The 18,962-nt window shown below is 64.1% G+C and carries 12 protein-coding genes, 1 other RNA gene and 2 pseudogenes; 13 read left to right on the top strand and 2 right to left on the bottom strand.

Translation table 11 applies throughout. The features are described from left to right. Positions 1-18 precede the first annotated feature (18 nt). Positions 19-1,272, bottom strand: coding sequence for an MFS transporter (locus AB656_RS05060; protein WP_033504016.1), 1,254 nt, complete (start codon positions 1,270-1,272; stop codon positions 19-21). Between the two features lie 202 nt (positions 1,273-1,474). On the opposite strand from AB656_RS05060, the gene AB656_RS05055 reads away from it, so the two are divergent. Beyond that, a complete protein-coding gene (locus AB656_RS05055; protein WP_144418942.1) occupies positions 1,475-2,179 on the top strand; it encodes a TetR/AcrR family transcriptional regulator in 705 nt (234 codons plus the stop codon). Positions 2,180-2,231: 52 nt separating this feature from the next. Here the strand turns inward: AB656_RS05055 and glf are convergent, their stop codons facing one another. After that, entirely contained in the window at positions 2,232-3,392 is a 1,161-nt protein-coding gene (glf, locus tag AB656_RS05050) for a UDP-galactopyranose mutase (protein WP_051905380.1), read from the bottom strand. Positions 3,393-4,116: 724 nt separating this feature from the next. On the opposite strand from glf, the gene AB656_RS05040 reads away from it, so the two are divergent. The 12 genes and pseudogenes from AB656_RS05040 (at position 4,117) to AB656_RS04995 (ending at position 18,899) form a co-directional block, all read left to right on the top strand. After that, positions 4,117-5,103: a GMP reductase gene (locus tag AB656_RS05040; RefSeq protein WP_033504019.1), complete on the top strand. Its 987-nt coding sequence runs from the start codon at positions 4,117-4,119 to the stop codon at positions 5,101-5,103. Positions 5,104-5,172: 69 nt separating this feature from the next. Further along, positions 5,173-5,269: signal recognition particle sRNA small type (ffs, locus tag AB656_RS07670), an RNA gene on the top strand. A gap of 141 nt (positions 5,270-5,410) precedes the next feature. Then, entirely contained in the window at positions 5,411-6,469 is a 1,059-nt protein-coding gene (locus tag AB656_RS05035; protein ID WP_033504020.1) for a DUF6574 domain-containing protein, read from the top strand. 76 nt (positions 6,470-6,545) lie between these two features. Then, positions 6,546-6,611, top strand: a pseudogene (locus AB656_RS08200) (zinc-ribbon domain-containing protein); the annotation flags it as partial. A gap of 39 nt (positions 6,612-6,650) precedes the next feature. Further along, positions 6,651-7,808: a zinc ribbon domain-containing protein gene (locus AB656_RS05030; RefSeq protein WP_033504021.1), complete on the top strand. Its 1,158-nt coding sequence runs from the start codon at positions 6,651-6,653 to the stop codon at positions 7,806-7,808. A gap of 461 nt (positions 7,809-8,269) precedes the next feature. Then, positions 8,270-9,439, top strand: coding sequence for a phosphatase PAP2 family protein (locus tag AB656_RS05025; protein ID WP_081924904.1), 1,170 nt, complete (start codon positions 8,270-8,272; stop codon positions 9,437-9,439). A gap of 202 nt (positions 9,440-9,641) precedes the next feature. Next, on the top strand, positions 9,642-12,677 hold the full coding sequence (gene topA, locus AB656_RS05020; protein WP_081924903.1) for a type I DNA topoisomerase: 3,036 nt from the start codon (positions 9,642-9,644) through the stop codon (positions 12,675-12,677). Further along, positions 12,674-13,336, top strand: a pseudogene (tmk, locus tag AB656_RS05015) (dTMP kinase); the annotation flags it as partial. The gene topA and the pseudogene tmk, both read left to right, overlap by 4 nt. Before the next feature lie 251 nt (positions 13,337-13,587). Next, positions 13,588-14,748, top strand: a complete 1,161-nt coding sequence (locus AB656_RS05010; protein WP_033504022.1) for a DNA polymerase III subunit delta' — start codon at positions 13,588-13,590, stop codon at positions 14,746-14,748. A gap of 85 nt (positions 14,749-14,833) precedes the next feature. Then, positions 14,834-15,403 (top strand): YbhB/YbcL family Raf kinase inhibitor-like protein, encoded by a 570-nt coding sequence (locus AB656_RS05005; protein ID WP_033504023.1) that lies wholly within the window; start codon positions 14,834-14,836, stop codon positions 15,401-15,403. Positions 15,404-15,589: 186 nt separating this feature from the next. Then, on the top strand, positions 15,590-17,116 hold the full coding sequence (locus tag AB656_RS05000) for a C69 family dipeptidase (protein WP_033504024.1): 1,527 nt from the start codon (positions 15,590-15,592) through the stop codon (positions 17,114-17,116). A 244-nt stretch (positions 17,117-17,360) separates the two neighbouring features. Continuing rightward, the gene (locus AB656_RS04995) at positions 17,361-18,899 is read left to right on the top strand and encodes a formate--tetrahydrofolate ligase (protein ID WP_033504025.1); all 1,539 of its coding nucleotides are present in this window, start codon (positions 17,361-17,363) and stop codon (positions 18,897-18,899) included. Positions 18,900-18,962: the final 63 nt, after the last annotated feature.

The following is an 18,962-nucleotide window of genomic DNA, read 5'->3' as shown; positions in this document are numbered from 1 at the left end:
TCCTGTTGAAAGTCTGCCTTACTTGACGGACTTGATGCGGCTGATGAAGAAGCAGGCCAGGATCACCAACACGATGGCGGTGGGGAAGACCAGCTCATAGGACTTGGTGACCGAGACGATGAGCGAGGTGGCCAGCGGGCCGACCATTTGACCCAAGGTGGTGGCGATGTTGAGGATGCCGAGGTCCTTGCCGGCTTCCCTGGCGTTGGGCAGTACGTCCACATTGAGCGCCTGGTCCACCGAGCCGTACATGCCGTAGCCGAAGCCGCCGATAGCGGTGAACAGGATCATGCCCATGGGGCTGTGCAGGATCCAGGGCATGGCGTAGCCGATGGCCAGAAGCAGGGATGCGATCACGACGGGGATTTTGCGCCGGCCGAGCTTGTCGGAGATGGGGCCTGCGCCCAGGGACGCGATCATGGAGACCACGATCAGCACCATCGACATGGTGGACATGGTGGCGGCGGAATCCTTGACCGACTGGCCCATGTAGTCCTGGAGGATGAAGAGCTGGTAGTTGAGGACCATGTAGTAGGAGAAAAGCAAGAGGCTGCGCCCGGCGAAAGCCAGCCAGAAGTCGGGGGCGTTGCGGGGCGGGCGGAAGGATTCGAGCAGGGACTTCCAGGAGGCTTCCACCTGGGGCAGGTCCTTGGCCGAGGGCTCCTTGGGCCAGATGATGATGGTCACCAAGCCGGAGATGCCCATGACGATGCCGGAGAGGATCCAGCCGGGGACCTGCATCGTGATGAAGTGGGCGCCGACCAGGGTGCCCAGGGAGTTGCCGACCATGTTGCCGGCGGAGATGAAGGCCGACATGGTGGCGCGCTGCGTGTCCGGCACGCGGTCGGACAGGGAGGCCACCACGGGCGAGATCATCATGTTCAGACCCACCATAGCCAGGCAGTACACGATGCCGATGGCCCAGATGTTGCTGAAAACGCCCATCAGGAAGAGGGAGACTCCGGCCAGGACGCCGCCGGAGACGATCCACGGGGTGCGGCGGCCGAAGATGGAGCGCGTACGGTCGGAGAGGTTGCCGACGATCAGGTTCGAGACCAGTGAGGTCAGGGCCGTGGTGGCGTTAAAGACACCCGAGATGGCCACCTTGGAGCTTGGGGCGATGTCGGTGAGCCGCTGGGGAAGCAGCACCGAGGCGACGATGGACAGGGCCATCATCCAGAAGAGGTTGAATACGAAGAAAGCGATGCAGTAACGCGACTTTTCAAGTGGGCCAGACTTGATCTGCCCGCCTGATGGGCTGGCTTGCGACATATCAGAACTCCTTTGTAGTACGACGCCGTGCTGCTGTGCACGACTCTGAAGCGCTATGCTTCACCTTTATTTTATATATTATAAATATTAAATAAGCAAGCTGCGTGGTTGCCGGATTGTATGTGTGCAGTCGGGCCGGGGCGGCTGGCGCGCCACTCTTCAAGCCCGGAACGATTGGGCTGGTGCGCTAGTATCAATAGTGATGAGTAAGTCAGACGAGGGGCTCGACACCCCGGAGAACAATGCGGCGAACCACGGCCCGATTAACCGGCATCGCAGGATGTCACCCGACCGGCGCCGGCGGCAGATAGCGCAGGAAGCCGCCAAACTCATCGCTTATTATGGCAGCTATGGGGTCTCCATGCAGACCATAGCCGACGCCGTGGGGCTGACTCTGCCGGGGTTGTACCACTATGTGCGTAACCGCGAAGAGCTGCTGGCGCTCATCATCGAGACATACTACGACGCAGGCGCGTTCTCCTTTGAGACCAGCCTTCCGGCCAGCGAGCTCACAACCCTGGAGGTGGGCAAGGATGGGCAGGGGCGGCAACTGTATAGTCTGCCGCGCTACCTGGCTGGCATTGTCAAAGTCAACTCACAGCGGTTGGAACTGGTCATGCTCTTCATGCGGCTGGCCATCGAGGCCCACGATCCGCGGCATCCGGCGCACGATTACTACCAGGCGCGGCACGCCAAGATGCTCGATTTTATGGACTCGATACCCTGGAAGCTGCCGGAGCGCTATCAGGGTGAGCAAGCCTTCCATGGACTCATCCGCACCGTTTACTGCACGATGGATGGGGTGCAGGTGCAGGCGCTGACCAACCCGGACGACGACATCATGGGCCTGTGGGCCAATGCGGAGCCGGTGCTCTTCCCCTCTCCCGAGTGGGACGGTTGCTGCTAAGACTGGCCCGTGCCGACTCTGTAACGGAGGGCGGCCCGGGCCGATGCGGAGCTCACTCGCCCAACAGCGGCTCGATTTGCTTGTCGAAGGCGACCAGGGCGGAGTTGATGACCTGGTGCATGTCGTAGTAGGCGTAGGTGCCCAGGCGACCGCCGAAGACGACCTGGGGCTGGGCGGCTGCCAGCTCCTTGTACTGGTTGTAAAGGCTACGGTCGTCGGCCGTGTTGATCGGGTAGTAAGGCTCGTCGCCCTTGCCGGCGAAGCGGGAGTACTCCTCCCAGACGACCGTGGAGTCGTGGGACTGCCGGTCGTAGCGCTCGGGGTTGAAATTCTTGAACTCGATGGCGCGGGTGTAGGGCACGTCCGGGTCGGAGAAGTTCATGACCGGGCAGCCGAAGTGGTCGTCCTCGTTGTAGCGACGCTCCTTGAACTCGACCGTGCGCCATTTGAGCTCGCCCAGCTGGTAGTCGAAGTAACGGTCCACCGGGCCTGTGTAGACCACTGGCACCTGGCCCACCAGGGCGTCCCGGTTCCAGGGCTGCGAGTCGTCGAAGAAGTCCGTGGAGAGCTTCACGCTGATGCGGGGGTCGTCGATCATCCGCTCGAACCAGGCCGTGTAGCCGTCTTTGGGCAGGCCTTCCCAGGTGTCCTTGAAGTAGTGGTTATCGTAGTTGAACCGCACCGGCAGGCGCTTGATGATGGAGGCCGGCAACTCGCTGGGGTCGGTCTGCCACTGCTTGGCCGTGTAGTTCTTGATGAAGGCCTCGTATAAGGGCCTGCCGATCAGGGAGATGCCCTGGTCGTTCAAGTTGGCTGGATCGGTGCCCGCCAGTTCCCCGGCTTGCTCCTGCACCAACGCTTGAGCCTGGGCTGGCGTGTAGTGGGCGTGGAAGAACTGGTTGATCGTGCCCAGGTTGATTGGCAGCGGGAAGACCTCGCCCCGGTGGGTGGTGTAGACCCGGTGGGTGTAGTCGGTGAACGCGGTGAAACGGTTGACGTAGTCCCACACACGTCGGTTGGAGGTGTGGAAGAGGTGGGCGCCGTACTTATGAATCTCGGCCCCGGTCTCCTCGTCCATATAGGAGTAGGCGTTGCCCCCGATGTGGTCGCGCACGTCGATGATCTGCACCTGCGCCCCGGTCCGCTCCACCGCCTGCTGGGCCACGGTCAGCCCGAAGAGCCCGGCCCCTACTACCACTAAATCCGCGTCCATGGTCAGAATTCTCCTTAACTGCATCCGTTCCATTCCTGCATAACCGCTGCCATCGGCGGTTCGGCGCTCGTGACTACCGTATGCAGCAGCCGTCAAGCGGCGAACTTAATCCTATCAATCCCCCTCGCGCCTCCTCCAAAGGCGCCTGCTGGACGAAGGCATGATCCTCGCGAACTTGCTCAGGACGCTTGTGAGCGTGGTTGCTGAAAATGCGCGCTGCGCCCGAACCAGAGTCAGTGTGTTCGAGGTTGTTGACGGGGATGGCTCGCCTAAGCTCCAGCCGATGAAGGCGATGGGACTGGGGAGGGCTGATGCTTCGGAATCTGTGTTCCACCAGGAGCAGGGCGTGGGAAGGGGAGTGTGGAGCAGTCTCTTAGGGTCTGGAATCTTGTCGTGCGCCGATACCGATGATAAGTGCTGGCATCCTAACAATTGGTATGTAGCTCATCCGCGTGTATACCAACCATTCATCGGTGTTCCGGTAAAAGCCGTTGATCGTGCGCAGGGGATGCGGGCCGCCGATTTGCCGGTGGAAACGCTCTGGTTCTGGGCATGCGGTGTTGTGCAACACGCTCTCTTACTGGATGCGCCGACGGCTGTCCCCTGGGTAGTGGCCGCTGGCTCCGGTTTAACGCTTGGCCGGCTTTTCGGTAACCCCTTTTGCTAGGCTGTAGCCACGGACGGTTGGGCCGCAGCCTGGCCGACGTACGAAAGGGCAAGGGCTATGATCCCTTCGGTAGTTTTCGATTACGACGATGTGCAACTCATTCCGAACAAGTGCATCATCGAAAGCCGTTCCGAGGCTGACACCTCGGTGAAGTTCGGGCCGTGCACCTTCAAGATACCTGTAGTGCCGGCGAACATGGAAACCGTGATTAACGAGGAGTTGGCGCAGTGGTTGGCCGCCAACGGATACTTCTATGTGATGCACCGGTTTGAGCCGGGCGCGCGCGCCGGTTTTGTGCGGGACATGCATGAGCGAGGGCTGTATGCCTCGATTTCGGTGGGGGTCAAGCAAGGCGAGCATGACTTCGTGGACGAGCTGGCCGCCGCCGGTCTGACCCCGGAGTACGTGACCATAGATATAGCGCACGGCCACTCGGACCATGTGATCCGTATGATCCGCCACCTGAAGGAGGCCCTGCCTGGCGCTTTCGTGATCGCTGGCAATGTGGGCACGCCCGAGGCCGTGCGCGAGCTGGAGAACGCGGGCGCGGACGCCACCAAGGTGGGCATCGGGCCAGGCAAGGCATGCATCACCAAGCTCAAGACCGGGTTCGGCACCGGCGGCTGGCAGCTGGCTGCGGTGCGGCTGTGCGCCAAGGCCGCGCGCAAGCCCATCATCGCTGACGGTGGCATCCGCTACAACGGGGACATCGCCAAATCCATCCGCTTCGGCGCTACGATGGTGATGGTCGGCTCCCTGCTGGCAGGCCACGACGAGTCGCCCGGAGGCACAATCACGATTGACGGCAAGACCTACAAGCAGTACTGGGGCTCGGCCTCGGAGCGGCAGAAAGGCGCCTACCGCAATGTGGAAGGTAAGCAGATGCTGGTGCCCTACCGGGGCTCAATCGCTGACACCCTGCATGAGATCGAGCAGGATCTCCAGTCCTCCATCTCCTACGCGGGCGGTTGCAAGCTGACGGACATCCGTCACGTCGACTACGTGGTCGTCAACAACTCCGTCTTGAACGGCGACAACTATTAGCGGTTCGCGGGTTGAGCCGGCGGCGAGACATACGCTGGCTGCAATAATCCTCGCAATCGGTTAGAATAAAGAAAGCTCTCACGTGGCGTTACGTCACCCAATCCCCCCAGGGCAGGAATGCAGCAAGGGTAAGTGGCCTCTGACGGGTGCGTGAGAGTTTTCTTATGCCTGGTCGTCAGCGTCGGCGCGGCCGCTGGGCCGGTCCAATCCGTGGGGTTTGATATTCCCGCCTCGTGATTCAATGGTGAAGAATCGCCAAGACCGATGGAAGGTCTTGGGAGGGGACTGTCGAGGAGATGAGGGGACAATGAAGGTATGCGCCGCGTGCAATGCCGAGAACCCGGATTCGGCTAATTTCTGCCGCAAGTGCGGCACATCGTTCGCTAAGGACGCTCAGCCCGAGCCCGCAGCGGCCCCGGAGCCAACCACCGAGCCGACGGCTGAAGGGCGGGACGTTCAAGACCAGGCTGACCGGCAGCAGCCCCAAAAGTTCCAACAGCCTGCCAGCGCGGGAGCTTCCCCCGTCCCTGTCATGGCGCAACCCCAGCCCATCGCTGCGCAGACGGCTCCGATTCAGGTCCAGCCCGCTCCCGCAGGTCAAGCTTTCGCCGGTCAGCAACCCCAGTCGGCGCCGCAACCCCAGCCGGCGCAGGTTCCCACCCAAGGCGCGATGCCCGGCGCGGTCCCTGGGATGGCTCCGGCCCAGCAGACCGGCCCCAGCCAGTTCAAGCTCTTCTTCGACTGGGTCCTCGCCGCTTTGAAGAAGCCCAGCCTCCGCATGGCCACACCTACCTGGTGGGCCTGCGTGCCCATGTTCGTGGAAGCGGCGATCGTCTCGCTCCTGGTCACGATCTGGGCCGCGAAGGCGGCTTCGGCGGTCTTGTACCCCGCTGAATCCATCCTTTCGATGATGGGCGAGTCCTCCCGGTCCATTTCCGTCAGTTCCTCCGACTATTTCTCCCTTTTCTTCCGGGGATTCATCGGTGTGGCTCTCGTGCTCTACGCGCTGGTCCTGATCGTCTTCCTTGGCAGGAAAATCTTTGGTGACGCCGACACCTTCAGGCAAGTCCACGATACGTTCGCGCAAATCGTGATCCCGTTCGCCGTCTTCCACCTGGCGCTGGTCCTGCTTTCGCTCGTGGGCGCTTCGGTTGTGGCTGGCGTCCTCTTCTTCCTCAGCCTCGCCTTCATGGCCCTGCTGCCCTCATACTTGGTCGCCATCTCCGCCAACCACCGCAAGTTGGACTCTTTCTGGCTCTGGCTGTTCGCCATGATCGCGGTTTTCTTCATCCTCGTGCTGCTGATGATCATCTTCTCCAACATCGCGGGCTCCGCCTTCATGGGCGCCCTGTCCCGGTGGAACTGAGACAGGCGGGGATAGGAGCATGACCGACCGGTCCGTCGACCGGCGCGACTCTCAACAATGAGCGGAAGTGGACACCATGTATTGCACCCAATGCGGAGCTGAGAATCATTCTGGCGCACGGTTTTGCCTGTCTTGCGGGCAACCGCTGGAGCCGGAGGAGGCTCAGGGGGCCGAGCAAGCCATGCCTGGAGTCTCTCCGGCCGAGGACGCGGTAGCGGCTCAACCGGTTGCGCAAGCGCGGGCCCAAGAGACGGTCGCCATCCCGGTCCCGCATAAGACACAGCGCCGGACCCTGGTCATCTGGGGCGTGATCATCGCCCTGATCGTGATCTTGGCGGGCGCCTATACGGTCCTGAAGAACACGGTGTTCACTCCGAATGGGCAGATTAACGCCTATGTGTCGGCTATATCCAGCGGCAACTACCAGCGGGCCAACCAGATGGTGGACCCGGGTGTGGAGCAGGATTCGCGCGTGCTGCTCACGAACGATTACGGCAAGGACGCCAGCTCACGCATCAAGGACGCGCAGGTCGGGACCCTGGTCAAGGACCCGAAGGGGGCCGGCTACGAGGTGCGAATCTCCTACGTGGTCAATGGGGTCAAGCAGTCCAAGCAGCTGGCCGTGGAGCCTTCCGGCAAGCGCTTCCTGATTTTCGACTCCTGGCGGATTGCCAGCCCGTTGACCACTTCGATCAAGGTGGCGGCGCCCAAGACCATCGATACCGTGACGGTCAACGGCATCGGGGTCAACCTGGCCAAGGCCGGCACGGACAAGCAGGTCGTCAGCCCGCCTTCGGAACGGTCCTCCTCCAGCGACAGTGATGGGACGCACTACACCTCCATGGACGAGTACACCCTTCCGGTCTACCCGGGCGTCGCCACGGTGGATCTTCCCCAGTCCAAGTACATCAAGGATGAGGCGGTCAAACTCAACGATTCCGAGAAGGTGGCCTATGTATCCCCGCAGGCCACGGACGCCCTGGAGCAGGGAATCCTGGGGCAGGTGCAGCAGCGTATCGACGCATGCACCGCCTCCAGCGATCTGAGGAAGAGCGGTTGCGATTTCTCCAATGGCTCCTTCGACGGCGGTGGGCATCCGGCGTACACGAATATCCGGCGTACCGTCGCCAGCGCGCCCTCACTGGACAAGCTCGACCTGAGCACCGGTGAGTTCAAAACGGACCTGATCCACACCGGCATCAGCTACCAGTACCGGTTCGACGAGGACGACAATTGGCTCAACGACACGTCCTCCGCCTCCGGCTACTTGGCTGGAACGTTCGCGATCAAGAACGGCGAGTTGACTGTCAAGATCGACGACTCAAGTCCTAGCTACTGAGTCCCGCCAGGCGTAGGTGTGCATGGTTAGGCGCCTACGAGCCGCTGATCGAATCACCCGTCCCGCCTGCTTGTCGAAGATCGGCGGTCATCAACCGCAAGAAGGCCACCTACCGCTTTGGAAGGCTATGGCATCCTTTCGCGGGCGGCATTAACTGGCATGTCCGCATAAGGCTGTGGTCCGCTTGCGCGGCGATTCCCCAACTGTGGGCTCAAGGAGGCGGCAGCCCTTGCCTGAGATGGGCAAGTCAGCGTCGGGGGTTGGAAGAGCGCATATAGTCCCGGCCCCGGCCTGTAAACGTAGTGCGATTCTTGGGGGAGCGGGGGTGCGGCGGACCGGGGGAGTAGATAGAGTTTGAAACTATGACAGATCAGCATGGGCAGGGTTGGAGTGAAGGGCCGGGGACCCAGCGCGGGCAGGGATATGGTAGTGGTCCCGGCCCGGTTGGGGGACCGGATTCGGTGTCGGCGTTTACTCCGGGCTCGCCTGATCCGGGTCTGGCCGGACTGGCGGGGGGACCGGCTTTTCAGGATGCCCAAACCGACGGCTATGGTTCCGACGACGTGTTCGCGGAGCGGGACTCCACGGCGTCTTCGGCTCAAGGCGCCGATTCGGCCACACTGTCCACCCTTCAGGACTTACAAGGTTTGGCGGCCCAGGGCGAGCGGGCGGCGGCTGAGGACCCTGAGCAGCTGGAGCGGATGGACCCACTGACCGTGCGGCCGCGCACTTCGTCGTGGATCGTCTGCCTGGTCTTGGGGATTTGCTTCCTGCTGGCCGCGGCCGGGGTCTGGTGGTTGGGTGTGCGTACCCTGGCCGGGCAGCAGTATGACGACGAGGTTTACCGTAATTTCGCCGGCTATATAGGACGAGCGCCCCTTCTGCAGAGCGTCTTGGGGATCTTTCGCGTCAACGGGCTGACGATTGCGCTCTGCTGCGCTATCGGCCTGCTGTCCTACGTGATCGCGGCCCTGCGTAAGCGCTGGTGGCTTTTGGCCCAGGTGGTCGCCTATTCGGCCGTGGCTTACTTGGCCGGTCGCCTGCTTAAGTCCTTCCTGCCCAGGCCCTACCTCATCAACACCGAGTCCATGCGAGGCAACTCCGCGCCTTCGGGCCACACGATTCTGGCCGCGACGGTGACCCTGGCGCTGGTCTGCGTGGTGCCGCGCGTTTGGCGGGCCCTGTGCGCGGCGCTGGGATTCGCTTTCACTCTGGCCGTGGGCTGCTCGGTGATTGACGGGCGTTGGCACCGGCCCACCGATGTGATTATGTCCATCCTGATCGCCGGCGGTTTGGCCCTGATCATGATGGCCTGCACCAGGGCTTCAGGCATGGACGCCCCCGGCACCCGCGTCAGCTCCGCCTCAGTGCAAATCGTCTCCACCGTCATGCTTACGGCAGGCGTCCTAGGGGCCCTGTACGGCGGTTACCTGGTCTGGCAGATGGTCTCCGGGTTTGAACTGGGTGCTCGTTGGACGTTTTATGGGGCCTACTCTTCGGCGTTGGCCTTCATCGCTTCGGCGGCCGCACTCGCTTTCGGCTCGGTTCTGGCCATGCGTCAGGTCACGGCCTCGCCCCTGTCTAAGATCGGCCTGCTTGGAGCCCCGCCGACCCCGCCCGAAAAACGCTGAGAGAGTAAGAGCGGCCTTCTCGCGATGTCTGCGATCGGCTGGCCTTCAGCAGCGTTCCGCAGGCTGAATCCGGGGCTTGATTTGACCTTTTTATCCATTCATCGGCGTGGGAACGTTCGACCACATGCCCGGCGCGTTTTACCAGATGACGATGGCTGGTGGGTAAGATGGCGGCGAATGGCGCGCATATAAAGGAGAGGCCATGACACACGGCAATAAGCTGGTCATCGTGGAGTCGCCAGCCAAGGCTAAGAAAATTAGCGGTTACTTGGGCCCGGGCTACACGGTCATGGCTTCGGTCGGTCACATCCGCGACCTGGCCAAGCCCTCGCAGATACCAACCTCCCAAAAGGAGCGCTTCGGCAAGTTCGGCGTTGACGTGGACCACGACTTCAAGCCCTATTACATCGTGGATGACAATAAGAAGAAGACCGTCTCCGGCCTGCGGCAAGCCTTGAAGGACGCCGACGAGCTTTACCTGGCCACTGATGAGGACCGTGAGGGCGAGGCCATCGCCTGGCACCTGGTGCAGACTTTGAAGCCCAAGGTGCCGGTCAAGCGGATGGTCTTCCATGAGATCACCCCCGAGGCGATCAAGGACTCCTTGAACCACACGCGCGACGTGGACTCGAACATGGTGGTGGCCCAGGAGACCCGGCGCGTGCTGGACCGCCTCTACGGCTATGAGCTCTCGCCCGTCCTCTGGCGCAAAGTGGGGCCGGGCCTGTCCGCCGGGCGCGTGCAGTCCGTGGCCACGCGGCTAATTGTGGAGCGCGAGCGCGAGCGCATCGCTTTCGTCCGCGCCCCCTACTGGGACCTAGTGGCCGACCTGTCCGCGGCCAGCGACCTGAGCGAGTCCGGCTCCGACCGCTTCCAGGCTCGCATGGTGGAATTGGGCGGCAAACGCCTGGTCAATTCCAGGGATTTCTCTTCGGATGGACAACTGACCGCCTCCGCCAAGAAGGATGAGGCCCGCCAGCTGGACCAGACCCTAGCCGAGCGCCTGGCCGGCGAGCTCAAGGACGCCGACTTCACTGTGGTCGGGCTGGATACCAAGCCCTACCGCCGCCGCCCGCAGCCGCCTTTCACGACCTCGACCATGCAGCAGACCGCCGGCAACCGCCTGGGCATGAGCTCACGTGCCTCCATGCGCGCCGCCCAGAGCCTGTACGAGAACGGCTACATCACTTATATGCGCACTGACTCGGTGACTCTGTCCCAACAGGCCATCGCCGCCGCCCGCCAGAGCGTGGAAGAGGTGTACGGCAAGCAGTACCTCGTCGAAGGTCCCAAGCAGTATGTGACCAAGAGCGCCGGGGCCCAGGAGGCTCACGAGTGCATCCGTCCCGCAGGCTCGCACTTCCACAGCCCGCAGGAGCTGGCCTCCTCCTTGCCGCCCGACCAGTTGAAGCTCTACACGCTGATTTGGCAGCGTACCCTGGCCTCGCAGATGGCTGATGCCACCGGATCGACCGCGACCGTGCGCCTGAGCGCGCCCACCCAGAGCGAGGGGGAGTCCATCTTCCAAGCCTCAGGCACCGTGATTCAGTTCCCTGGCTTCATGAAGGCCATGGGCTTCTCCGCTGAAGGCGGTAAGGGAGGCAAGGCTGAGGGCGACGGCTCCCTGCCCCCGGTCAGCCAGGGACAGCGGCTCAAGGCTGACTCGGTCGAGCCTGAGGGGCATGAGACCCAGCCCCCGGCCCGTTACACCGAAGCTTCCCTGGTCAAGACCCTGGAAGCCAAGGAAATAGGCCGCCCATCCACTTACGCTTCGATTATCTCCACGATTATCGATCGCGGGTACGTCTATGAGCGTGGCCGCGCCTTGATCCCCTCCTGGCTGGCCTTCTCCGTGATTAAGCTGTTGGAGACCAACTTCCCCCAATACGTGGATTACCGCTTCACCGCACAGATGGAGAACGGCCTGGACCAGATCGCCCACGGTACCGAGACGGGCACCGACTGGCTCACCCGCTTCTACTTCGGCTCCGGTCCCGGCGCCGCCCGGAACGCGCAGGAGGCCCACCGGGGCCTGCAGGAGCAGGTGGCCCAGTTGGGTGAGATTGACGCCCACCAGGTCAACACCATCCCCATCGGGGAAGGGTTCCAGGTGCGCGTAGGCCGCTACGGTCCTTACCTGGAGGACAGCGCCCACCTGGACGACAAGGGCAACCCTAAGCGGGCCTCCCTGCCCGATACCCTTGCCCCTGATGAGCTGACCGTCGCCAAGGCGCGTGAGCTGATTGAGACCAACTCAGGCGGTCCGCGCGTGCTGGGCACCGATTCGAGCACCGGCGGCCGCGTGGAGCTGCGCAAGGGGCGCTTCGGCCCCTACCTGGCCCTGATCACCCCCGAGGTGGACGCCGCGATGAAAGAGGCTGAGGAGCGCAAGGCCGCAGGCAAGAAGGCCACTGAGCCCAAGCCCAAGATGGCTTCCTTGTTCAAGTCCATGAACCCCGAGACCGTGACCTTGGACGATGCTCTGAAGCTGCTCTCCCTGCCCCGCGAGGTGGGGCAAGTCAGCGTGAGTGACGCTAAGACCGGTCAGAGCGCTACAGCCACGGTCACAGCCAGCAACGGTCGCTACGGCCCCTACCTGACCGCCACTAAGCCGGACGGGAGCAGCGAGACCCGTTCCCTGGCCTCCGAGGATGAGATTTTCACCGTGGACCAGGCGAAGGCCCAGGAGCTCTTCAGCCAGCCCAAGTACGGGCGGCGGAGCGCAGGCGCGGCCAAACCGCCCTTGCGCGAGCTGGGCCCGGACCCTGACACCGGCAAGCCCGTGACCATTAAAGACGGTTTCTATGGGGCCTACATCACCGACGGCGAGACCAATCGCACGCTGCCTAAGCAGTACACGCCAGCCTCGGTTGAGCCCGAGGTGGCATTCCGCCTGCTGGCTGAAAAGCGGGCCGCCGGTCCGACCAAGCGGCGCAAGCGGACCGCTACGCGCAAGAGCGCGGCCAAGGGGACGGCGTCCAAGAAGACCGGCGCGAAGAAAACCGCGACTGAGAAGGCCACGGCTAAGAAGACTGCGGCTGAGAAGACCACGGTGAAAAGGGCGGCGACGAAGACCGCCAGCACCCGCAAGTCCACCGCTACCAAGGCGGCGGGCGGCAAGGCTTCCGCCACTAAGCCCGCCAGCGCCCGCAAGTCCACAGGCGCGTCGACGCGCAGGACTAGGGTTGCCACGTCGAGCAAGGGCGCCAGCCGCCAGACCAGTGAGGACCAGGCATGAGTCAGGGATTGTTCATCTCGTTCGAGGGCGTGGACGGCGCCGGTAAGACCACCCAGGCCCGCCGCGCGTACGATTTCCTCCAGGCCAAGGGCCTGCGCTCGTTGATCACGCGGGAGCCCGGCGGCACCCCGGCGGGGCTGGCCATCCGTGAGCTGGTTCTGCATGGCATGTGCGCCTTCCCCTCCTTCGCCGTGACGGCCGGCACCGACGTAGTGGACTCCTCGGACGACCTGAATTCGCGAACCGAAGCCCTCCTGTACGCGGCGGACCGGGCCGAGCACGTGGCCCAGGTGATCCGGCCCCACCTGGATCGCGGCGACATCATCCTGTGCGACCGCTACTCGGACTCCTCAATCGCCTACCAAGCCGGGGGTCGTGGGCTCGACGAGGACTGCATCGTCAAGCTCAGCTCCTGGGCCGCTGACGGTTTGCAGCCGGCTCGGACCTACCTGCTGGACGTGGACCCGGCCCAATCCCACGCGCGGGTGAACGATGAGCCCGACCGCCTGGAGGCTGCAGGCGACGCTTTCCAGGAACAGGTGCGCGCCAAGTTCCTGGAACTGGCCCGCCAAGACCCGGAGCGTTTTCTGGTCATTGACGCCTCCCTGAGCGTTGACGAGGTGTGGAGCGTCATACAGCGCGACCTGGAGACCCTGACCGCCGGGATGCCACCCACCATGCCGGTCGCTGCCGAGGACGACGGCGACGCGGTAAGTCTCGATGAGGCGGACGGCGGGGATGAGGCCGTCGAGGACGAACTGGACGATAATGGCGATGACGAGGACAGCGATGAGATCCTCGATGGCGGCGACGACTTGAACGACGCCGACTACGATGAGTATGATTACGACGACGATGCGGATGACGCGGACGCCGAGGACGAGCCTCCAAGCCGGACGGGGCAAGGTTGGTGAGCGTCTGGGACTCGATGGTCGGCCAGGACCATGCGGTTGACCTCCTCAAGCGGGTAGTGGCCTCGCAAGGCACCTCCCGCGACGACATGACCCAATCCTGGCTCTTCTGCGGCCCTCCCGGATCGGGTCGCTCCAACCTGGCCAGGGCCTTCGCGGCCGCCCTGGTCAGTCCCGACCACGGTATGGGCGATGAACCCACCAGCGAGAGCCGGCAGGTCTTCGCTGGCGCCCACCCGGATGTGACCTTCCTGACCACGGAGAAGGTGACGATCGGCATCAAGGAAGTCCGTCAGCTGATCATGGTCTCCGAGCAGATGCCCTCCACCGCGCCCTGGCGGGTCATCGTGATCGAAGACGTGGACCGCATGATGGAGCGCACCACCAACGTGCTCCTTAAGGAGATAGAGGAGCCGGCCGACCACACGGTCTGGATTCTGTGCGCCCCCAGCGCCCAGGACGTCCTGTCCACCATCCGTTCCCGTACCCGCATCGTGAACCTGGCCGTGCCGACCAATGCGGCGGTCGCTGGATTCCTGCGCACCAGCCTGGGAGTGGACGAGCATCAGGCCGCCCGGGCCGCCCGCCTGGCCCAGGGGCACATAGGCGTGGCCAAGATGTACGCCACCGACGAGCAGGTGCTTAAGGACCGCGACGAGCTGGTGGTCGGACTGCTGGAGATGCGCCGGGCCTCGGACGCGGTGCTCTTAGCCGTGCGCCTGGCCGACCAGGCCCGCGACCAGGCCGCGCGTGACGCCAACCGTCAGATTGCGAGCTTGGAGGCCAACTTCCGCAGAATAAACGGCCTTAGGGCCGATGAACGGGTGCCCCGCCAGCTCCTGGGCGCCTACCATGAGATCAGCGGCAAAGACGAACTGCGGCGGAGGACCGTGCGCCGTTCGCGCGACGTGCTCGACCGGGGGCTGACCACCTTAGCTTCGGTCTACCGCGATGTGTGCGTCCTCCAGAACGACGCCGAGTCGCAAGTCGGCCTGGTCAACTTGGAGAACAGGGCGGCGATCACCGAGCTCTCGGTCCGGCTGGACCGCCGCGGGGCGATTGAACGCATCCAGCAAATCAGCGTGGCCAGGCGCCGCATCGAGGGCAACGGATCGCAACTGCTTGATTTGGAAGCCCTCATGTGCAACCTCCTGGTCTGAGCCAGGGGGCCCTTCGCTCGCGGCATGCGCCCGAACCGGTCCTGCGCCGGGTTGACTTAGCGGGATTAGGCGCGAGAATAGCGGTATGAGAATCATCACCGATTTTGCGGTCATCCCCAACGAATACGCCAAGCACGCCCCGGCTGAAGCCAGCCTGGAGGGCACGCCTATCATCTCCTTCCCCTTCCGTCTGGAGGGCGTGCCCGAAGCCGCCAGTTTCCTGAGCTGGGAGCTGGTGGATCCTGACTCGATTCCGGTCTGCGGTTTCCAGTGGATCCATTGGTCCCTGGCCAATCTGCCGGTCGAGCGGGTGCGCGAGCAGGATCAGACCCAGGCTCCGAGCGGCGCCGGAGTCGCGGTTTCGATTCCGCGCGACTACTCCCGCCGCCTGCCCGGCTTGGTCCCCGGCGTACCCCAGGGCCGTACTTCCGCCGCTTCCAAATTCGTGGGCGGCACTAATCCCGCGCTCACCTGCCGCTACAACGGGCCCACGCCACCCGACCAGACCCACGACTACGTCCTGCGGGTCTGGGCCAGCGGCCAACCCTTGCCTGGTCTGGAGGATGGGTTCTGGCTCAACGCCCTGGAGCACGCGGTCCATGCCAACCCAGACGTGCTGGCCGTCACCGAGGCCTGGCTACCCGCTGAAGCCTAATGGCCGGAAGTGGCGCCCAGCCTTGGCGCCGTACCGGTCCCAGGTCTTCCACCCGTTACTTGGGGACTGTAGAGTGGAAGCCACGCATGACGCCTCCTGCGTGCAGGCCGGCGCAGGAGACTCAGGCGGATTGTTCCAGCAACCCCGCTTGGCCTGCGATCGGCCAGGGAAAGGAAGGCGCGCCACATGCCCTGCACAACGCTCCTAGTCGGTAAGAACGCGAGCTACGACGGCTCCACTATCATCGCCCGTAACGAGGATTCCGCCAACGGTCAGTTCCGCCCCAAGCAGTTCATCGTCGTCCAGCCTGAGGAACAGCCCCGGCACTACACCAGCGTGCTCAGCCACGTGTCCATCGAGCTGCCCGACGATCCGATGCGGTACACGGCGGTGCCCAACTCCCTGCGCGACAAGGGCATCTGGGGGCAGAACGGCGTCAACGAAGCCAATGTGGCCATGACCGCCACTGAGACCATCACCACGAACGAGCGCGTGCTTGGCGCGGACCCGCTGGTGGACCTGACCCCTGCGGTCGGTGAGCCCGGCGCATCCGACTACATCCCTGAGCAGCCCGGCGGCATCGGCGAGGAGGACCTGGTCACCATCGTCCTGCCTTACATCCGCTCGGCGCGCGAGGGCGTGCAGCGACTGGGCGCCCTGCTGGAGCGGTACGGCACCTACGAGATGAACGGCATCGCCTTCTCGGACACCGACGAGATTTGGTGGATGGAGACGGTCGGCGGTCACCACTGGATCGCGCGTCGGGTGCCTGACGACTGCTACGTGACCATGCCCAATCAGCTGGGCATCGACGAGCTGGACCTGGACGACGCGCTGGGCGAGCAGAGCGAGTGCATGTGCTCGGCGGACCTGCGTGAGTTCATCGAGGCCAACCATATGGACCTGGCCGTGGAGCCCGCCTCCCCGTTCAACCCCCGCTACGCCTTCGGCTCCCACTCGGACTCCGACCATGTGTACAACACGCCGCGCGCCTGGTACATGCAGCGCTTCTTCAACCCCTACGACGAGGTGTGGGACGGACCGGACGCCGACCACAACCCCATGAGCGACGACATCCCCTGGTGCCGCCAGCCTGAGCGCAAGGTGACGATTGAAGACGTCAAGTACGCGCTGAGCTCCCACTACCAGGGCACCGCTTACGACCCCTACGCGATCATCGGCGACGAGCACACCAAGGGGCTCTTCCGCCCGATTGGCATCAACCGCAACGACCAGCTGGCCGTCATTCAGCTGCGTCCCTACGCCCCGGCCGGCTGCAGGGCGATTCAGTGGATGGCCTTCGGCTCCAACGTCTACAATGCGCTGATTCCCTTCTACGCGAACGTGGACACCACGCCCGACTACCTGTCGAAAGTGGACGACCGCGTCTCCACCGACACCCTGTACTGGTCCGACCGCCTGATCGCCGCCCTGTCCGACTCGGCCTTCGCGGACACGGCCGCGGCTAACGAGCGCTACCAGCAGCGCATCGGCGGGCTGGGTCATCGGATGATCGCCGCGACCGACGAGCAGGTCAACCGCTTGGAGGGCGCCGACCGGGGCACCGGCAACGCGGAGGTGCGCGAGGTCCTGCAAGCCGCCAACCAGTCCATGGCCGACCAGCTGCGGGCCGAGACCGACGACCTGCTGGGCCAGGTGCTCTACACGGTCAGTCTGAAGATGCGCAACGCCTACCATATGTCCGACCACTGAGCCGGATTTCTCCGTCGGCTTGGGAGCGCGATCAGGCCCCAAGCGGCGGATACTGGTAAGGACTAGGCCCCGCCGCGCGTAGGTACGGGCGGGGCCGCGCCGCCTGTCCGCGCTTTCAGGCGTCCGGTGGCCGGTTCGGTAGCCACGGTCGCTGTGATTGCCGCAACCATCGTGGTCATCCGCTGCCGAGCTGGCGGAGAAGGCAGCGGCGGAGAGCGGCTAGAGCGTGAATCAGGAGGACGGCATGAGCGCATTCGATGAATTCGTGGCCCCGTATGGGCTGGTCAGCAAGGTGGATGCCTTCGGGTATCTGGATTATCTCGAAACCCACCCCGAGGAGCGGACCAAGCGTGGCAAGGTGGTCCTGGTGACCGCCGATACCCCGCTTAAAGCCTCCCGTGGCGAGGGCAAGACCACGACGACGATCGCCCTGATCGACGCCCTGCGCGAGCGGGGGGTGGACGCGGCCGCCGTCCTGCGCCAGCCCAGTATGGGCATCACCGCAGCCGGATCAAAAGGCGGGGCCTCCGGCGGCGGCAAGTCCTCGTTGGCCCACCCGGAGCTGGTGGACTGGGGGCTGTGCGGGGAGATGGCGGCCATCGAGAACGCCCAAAACCTCCTCGTCTCCTTTGCGGAGAAGGCGGTTGACGAGGGCTTGCTTGACCAAATTCTGGTTCCCCGAGTCTCCGAGGTGCCTTCGCGGGCCCTGCGCCAGATCGTCGTGGACCGGGGCAAGTCCAACATCCCCGAGCGCATGGTCCTGACGCCTACCTGCGAGCTGATGCAGATTGTGGTCCTCTCGCGCTCGATGGAGGAGATCTCCCGGCGCGTGGCGGCCATGACCGCCGGCACCCTGGATGGCAAACCAGTGCTTTTCGGCGAGTTCATCGACCTGTGGCGGATTACGAACATGCTGGCCGACGCGGTCAAGCCCGCCATGATGACCACCCAGGCCGGCTCCCCGGTCTACGTCCACTGCGGGCCGTTCGCCAACGTCTCCCTGGGCATCCCCAGCCTGGTCTCGGTCGAGATGGCATGCGCCCGCCACGATGTGGTCGTCGTCGAGGCCGGCTACGGGGCCGACGCAGGCGCCCAGAAGTGGCTGGACATCGCCGCCCGCGAGTTCGGCGCCCCCTGGCCGGCCGCGGCGGTCGTCGTGACCCGCGCCTCCACCTGGCGTGACGAACCGGCCCTGCGCTGGCGCTACCCCTTCCACGTCAACCGCATGGAGGGGCTTGGCATCCCCGCTTTCCCGCTGGTCAACCTCTGGGAAGGGGAGGACGGCCAGGTGGGCGAGCTTAAGGAGAGCGCGGCCGGCCTGGGCTTGCGCGAGCCGATCCTGGGCAACCTCTTCCGCGACGGGGGCGAGGCCCTGGCCAGTCAGTTGGACGCCCTGATCGCGGTCCTGCGGCCCAGGCAGGCAGGGGGGCGGGATGAAGCTCCAGCCGAGGCCTTACGTAGCCACAAAGGCATGGATATGGTCGATCAGCTGCGCTGGATCGCCGCATCGGCATACGGCGTGCCAGCTGAACGGGTGCAGGCCGCCCCGGCTTTCGCTGATTCGCTGGCCAACGCCCGGGCCTTGTGCCATGCCGAAGGGCGTGACTTGAACGATTTGGTGCCGGTGGCGGTCAAGTCCCCGGCCACCATGACCGACGACGACTCCGCTCCCGAGGCCGAACGCACCGTCACCTTGAAGAAGATGGAGGTCCACACGGGCGCTGGCCTGGTCCAAGTCAACCTGACCAAGTCCTTGACCACCCCCATGCCCAAGATCGTCTGATCAAGGGGTCCACGTGAGTTGGCGCGCCGAATCAAGGTCAGCGGCCCCGGCGCGCCGATGGGG

Source organism: Bifidobacterium actinocoloniiforme DSM 22766 (genome assembly GCF_001263395.1).
Classification (GTDB): Bacteria; Actinomycetota; Actinomycetes; order Actinomycetales; family Bifidobacteriaceae; genus Bombiscardovia; species Bombiscardovia actinocoloniiformis.
The sequence above is the reverse complement of the archived record's forward strand: the minus strand, read 5'-3'. Positions and strand labels throughout refer to the sequence as shown.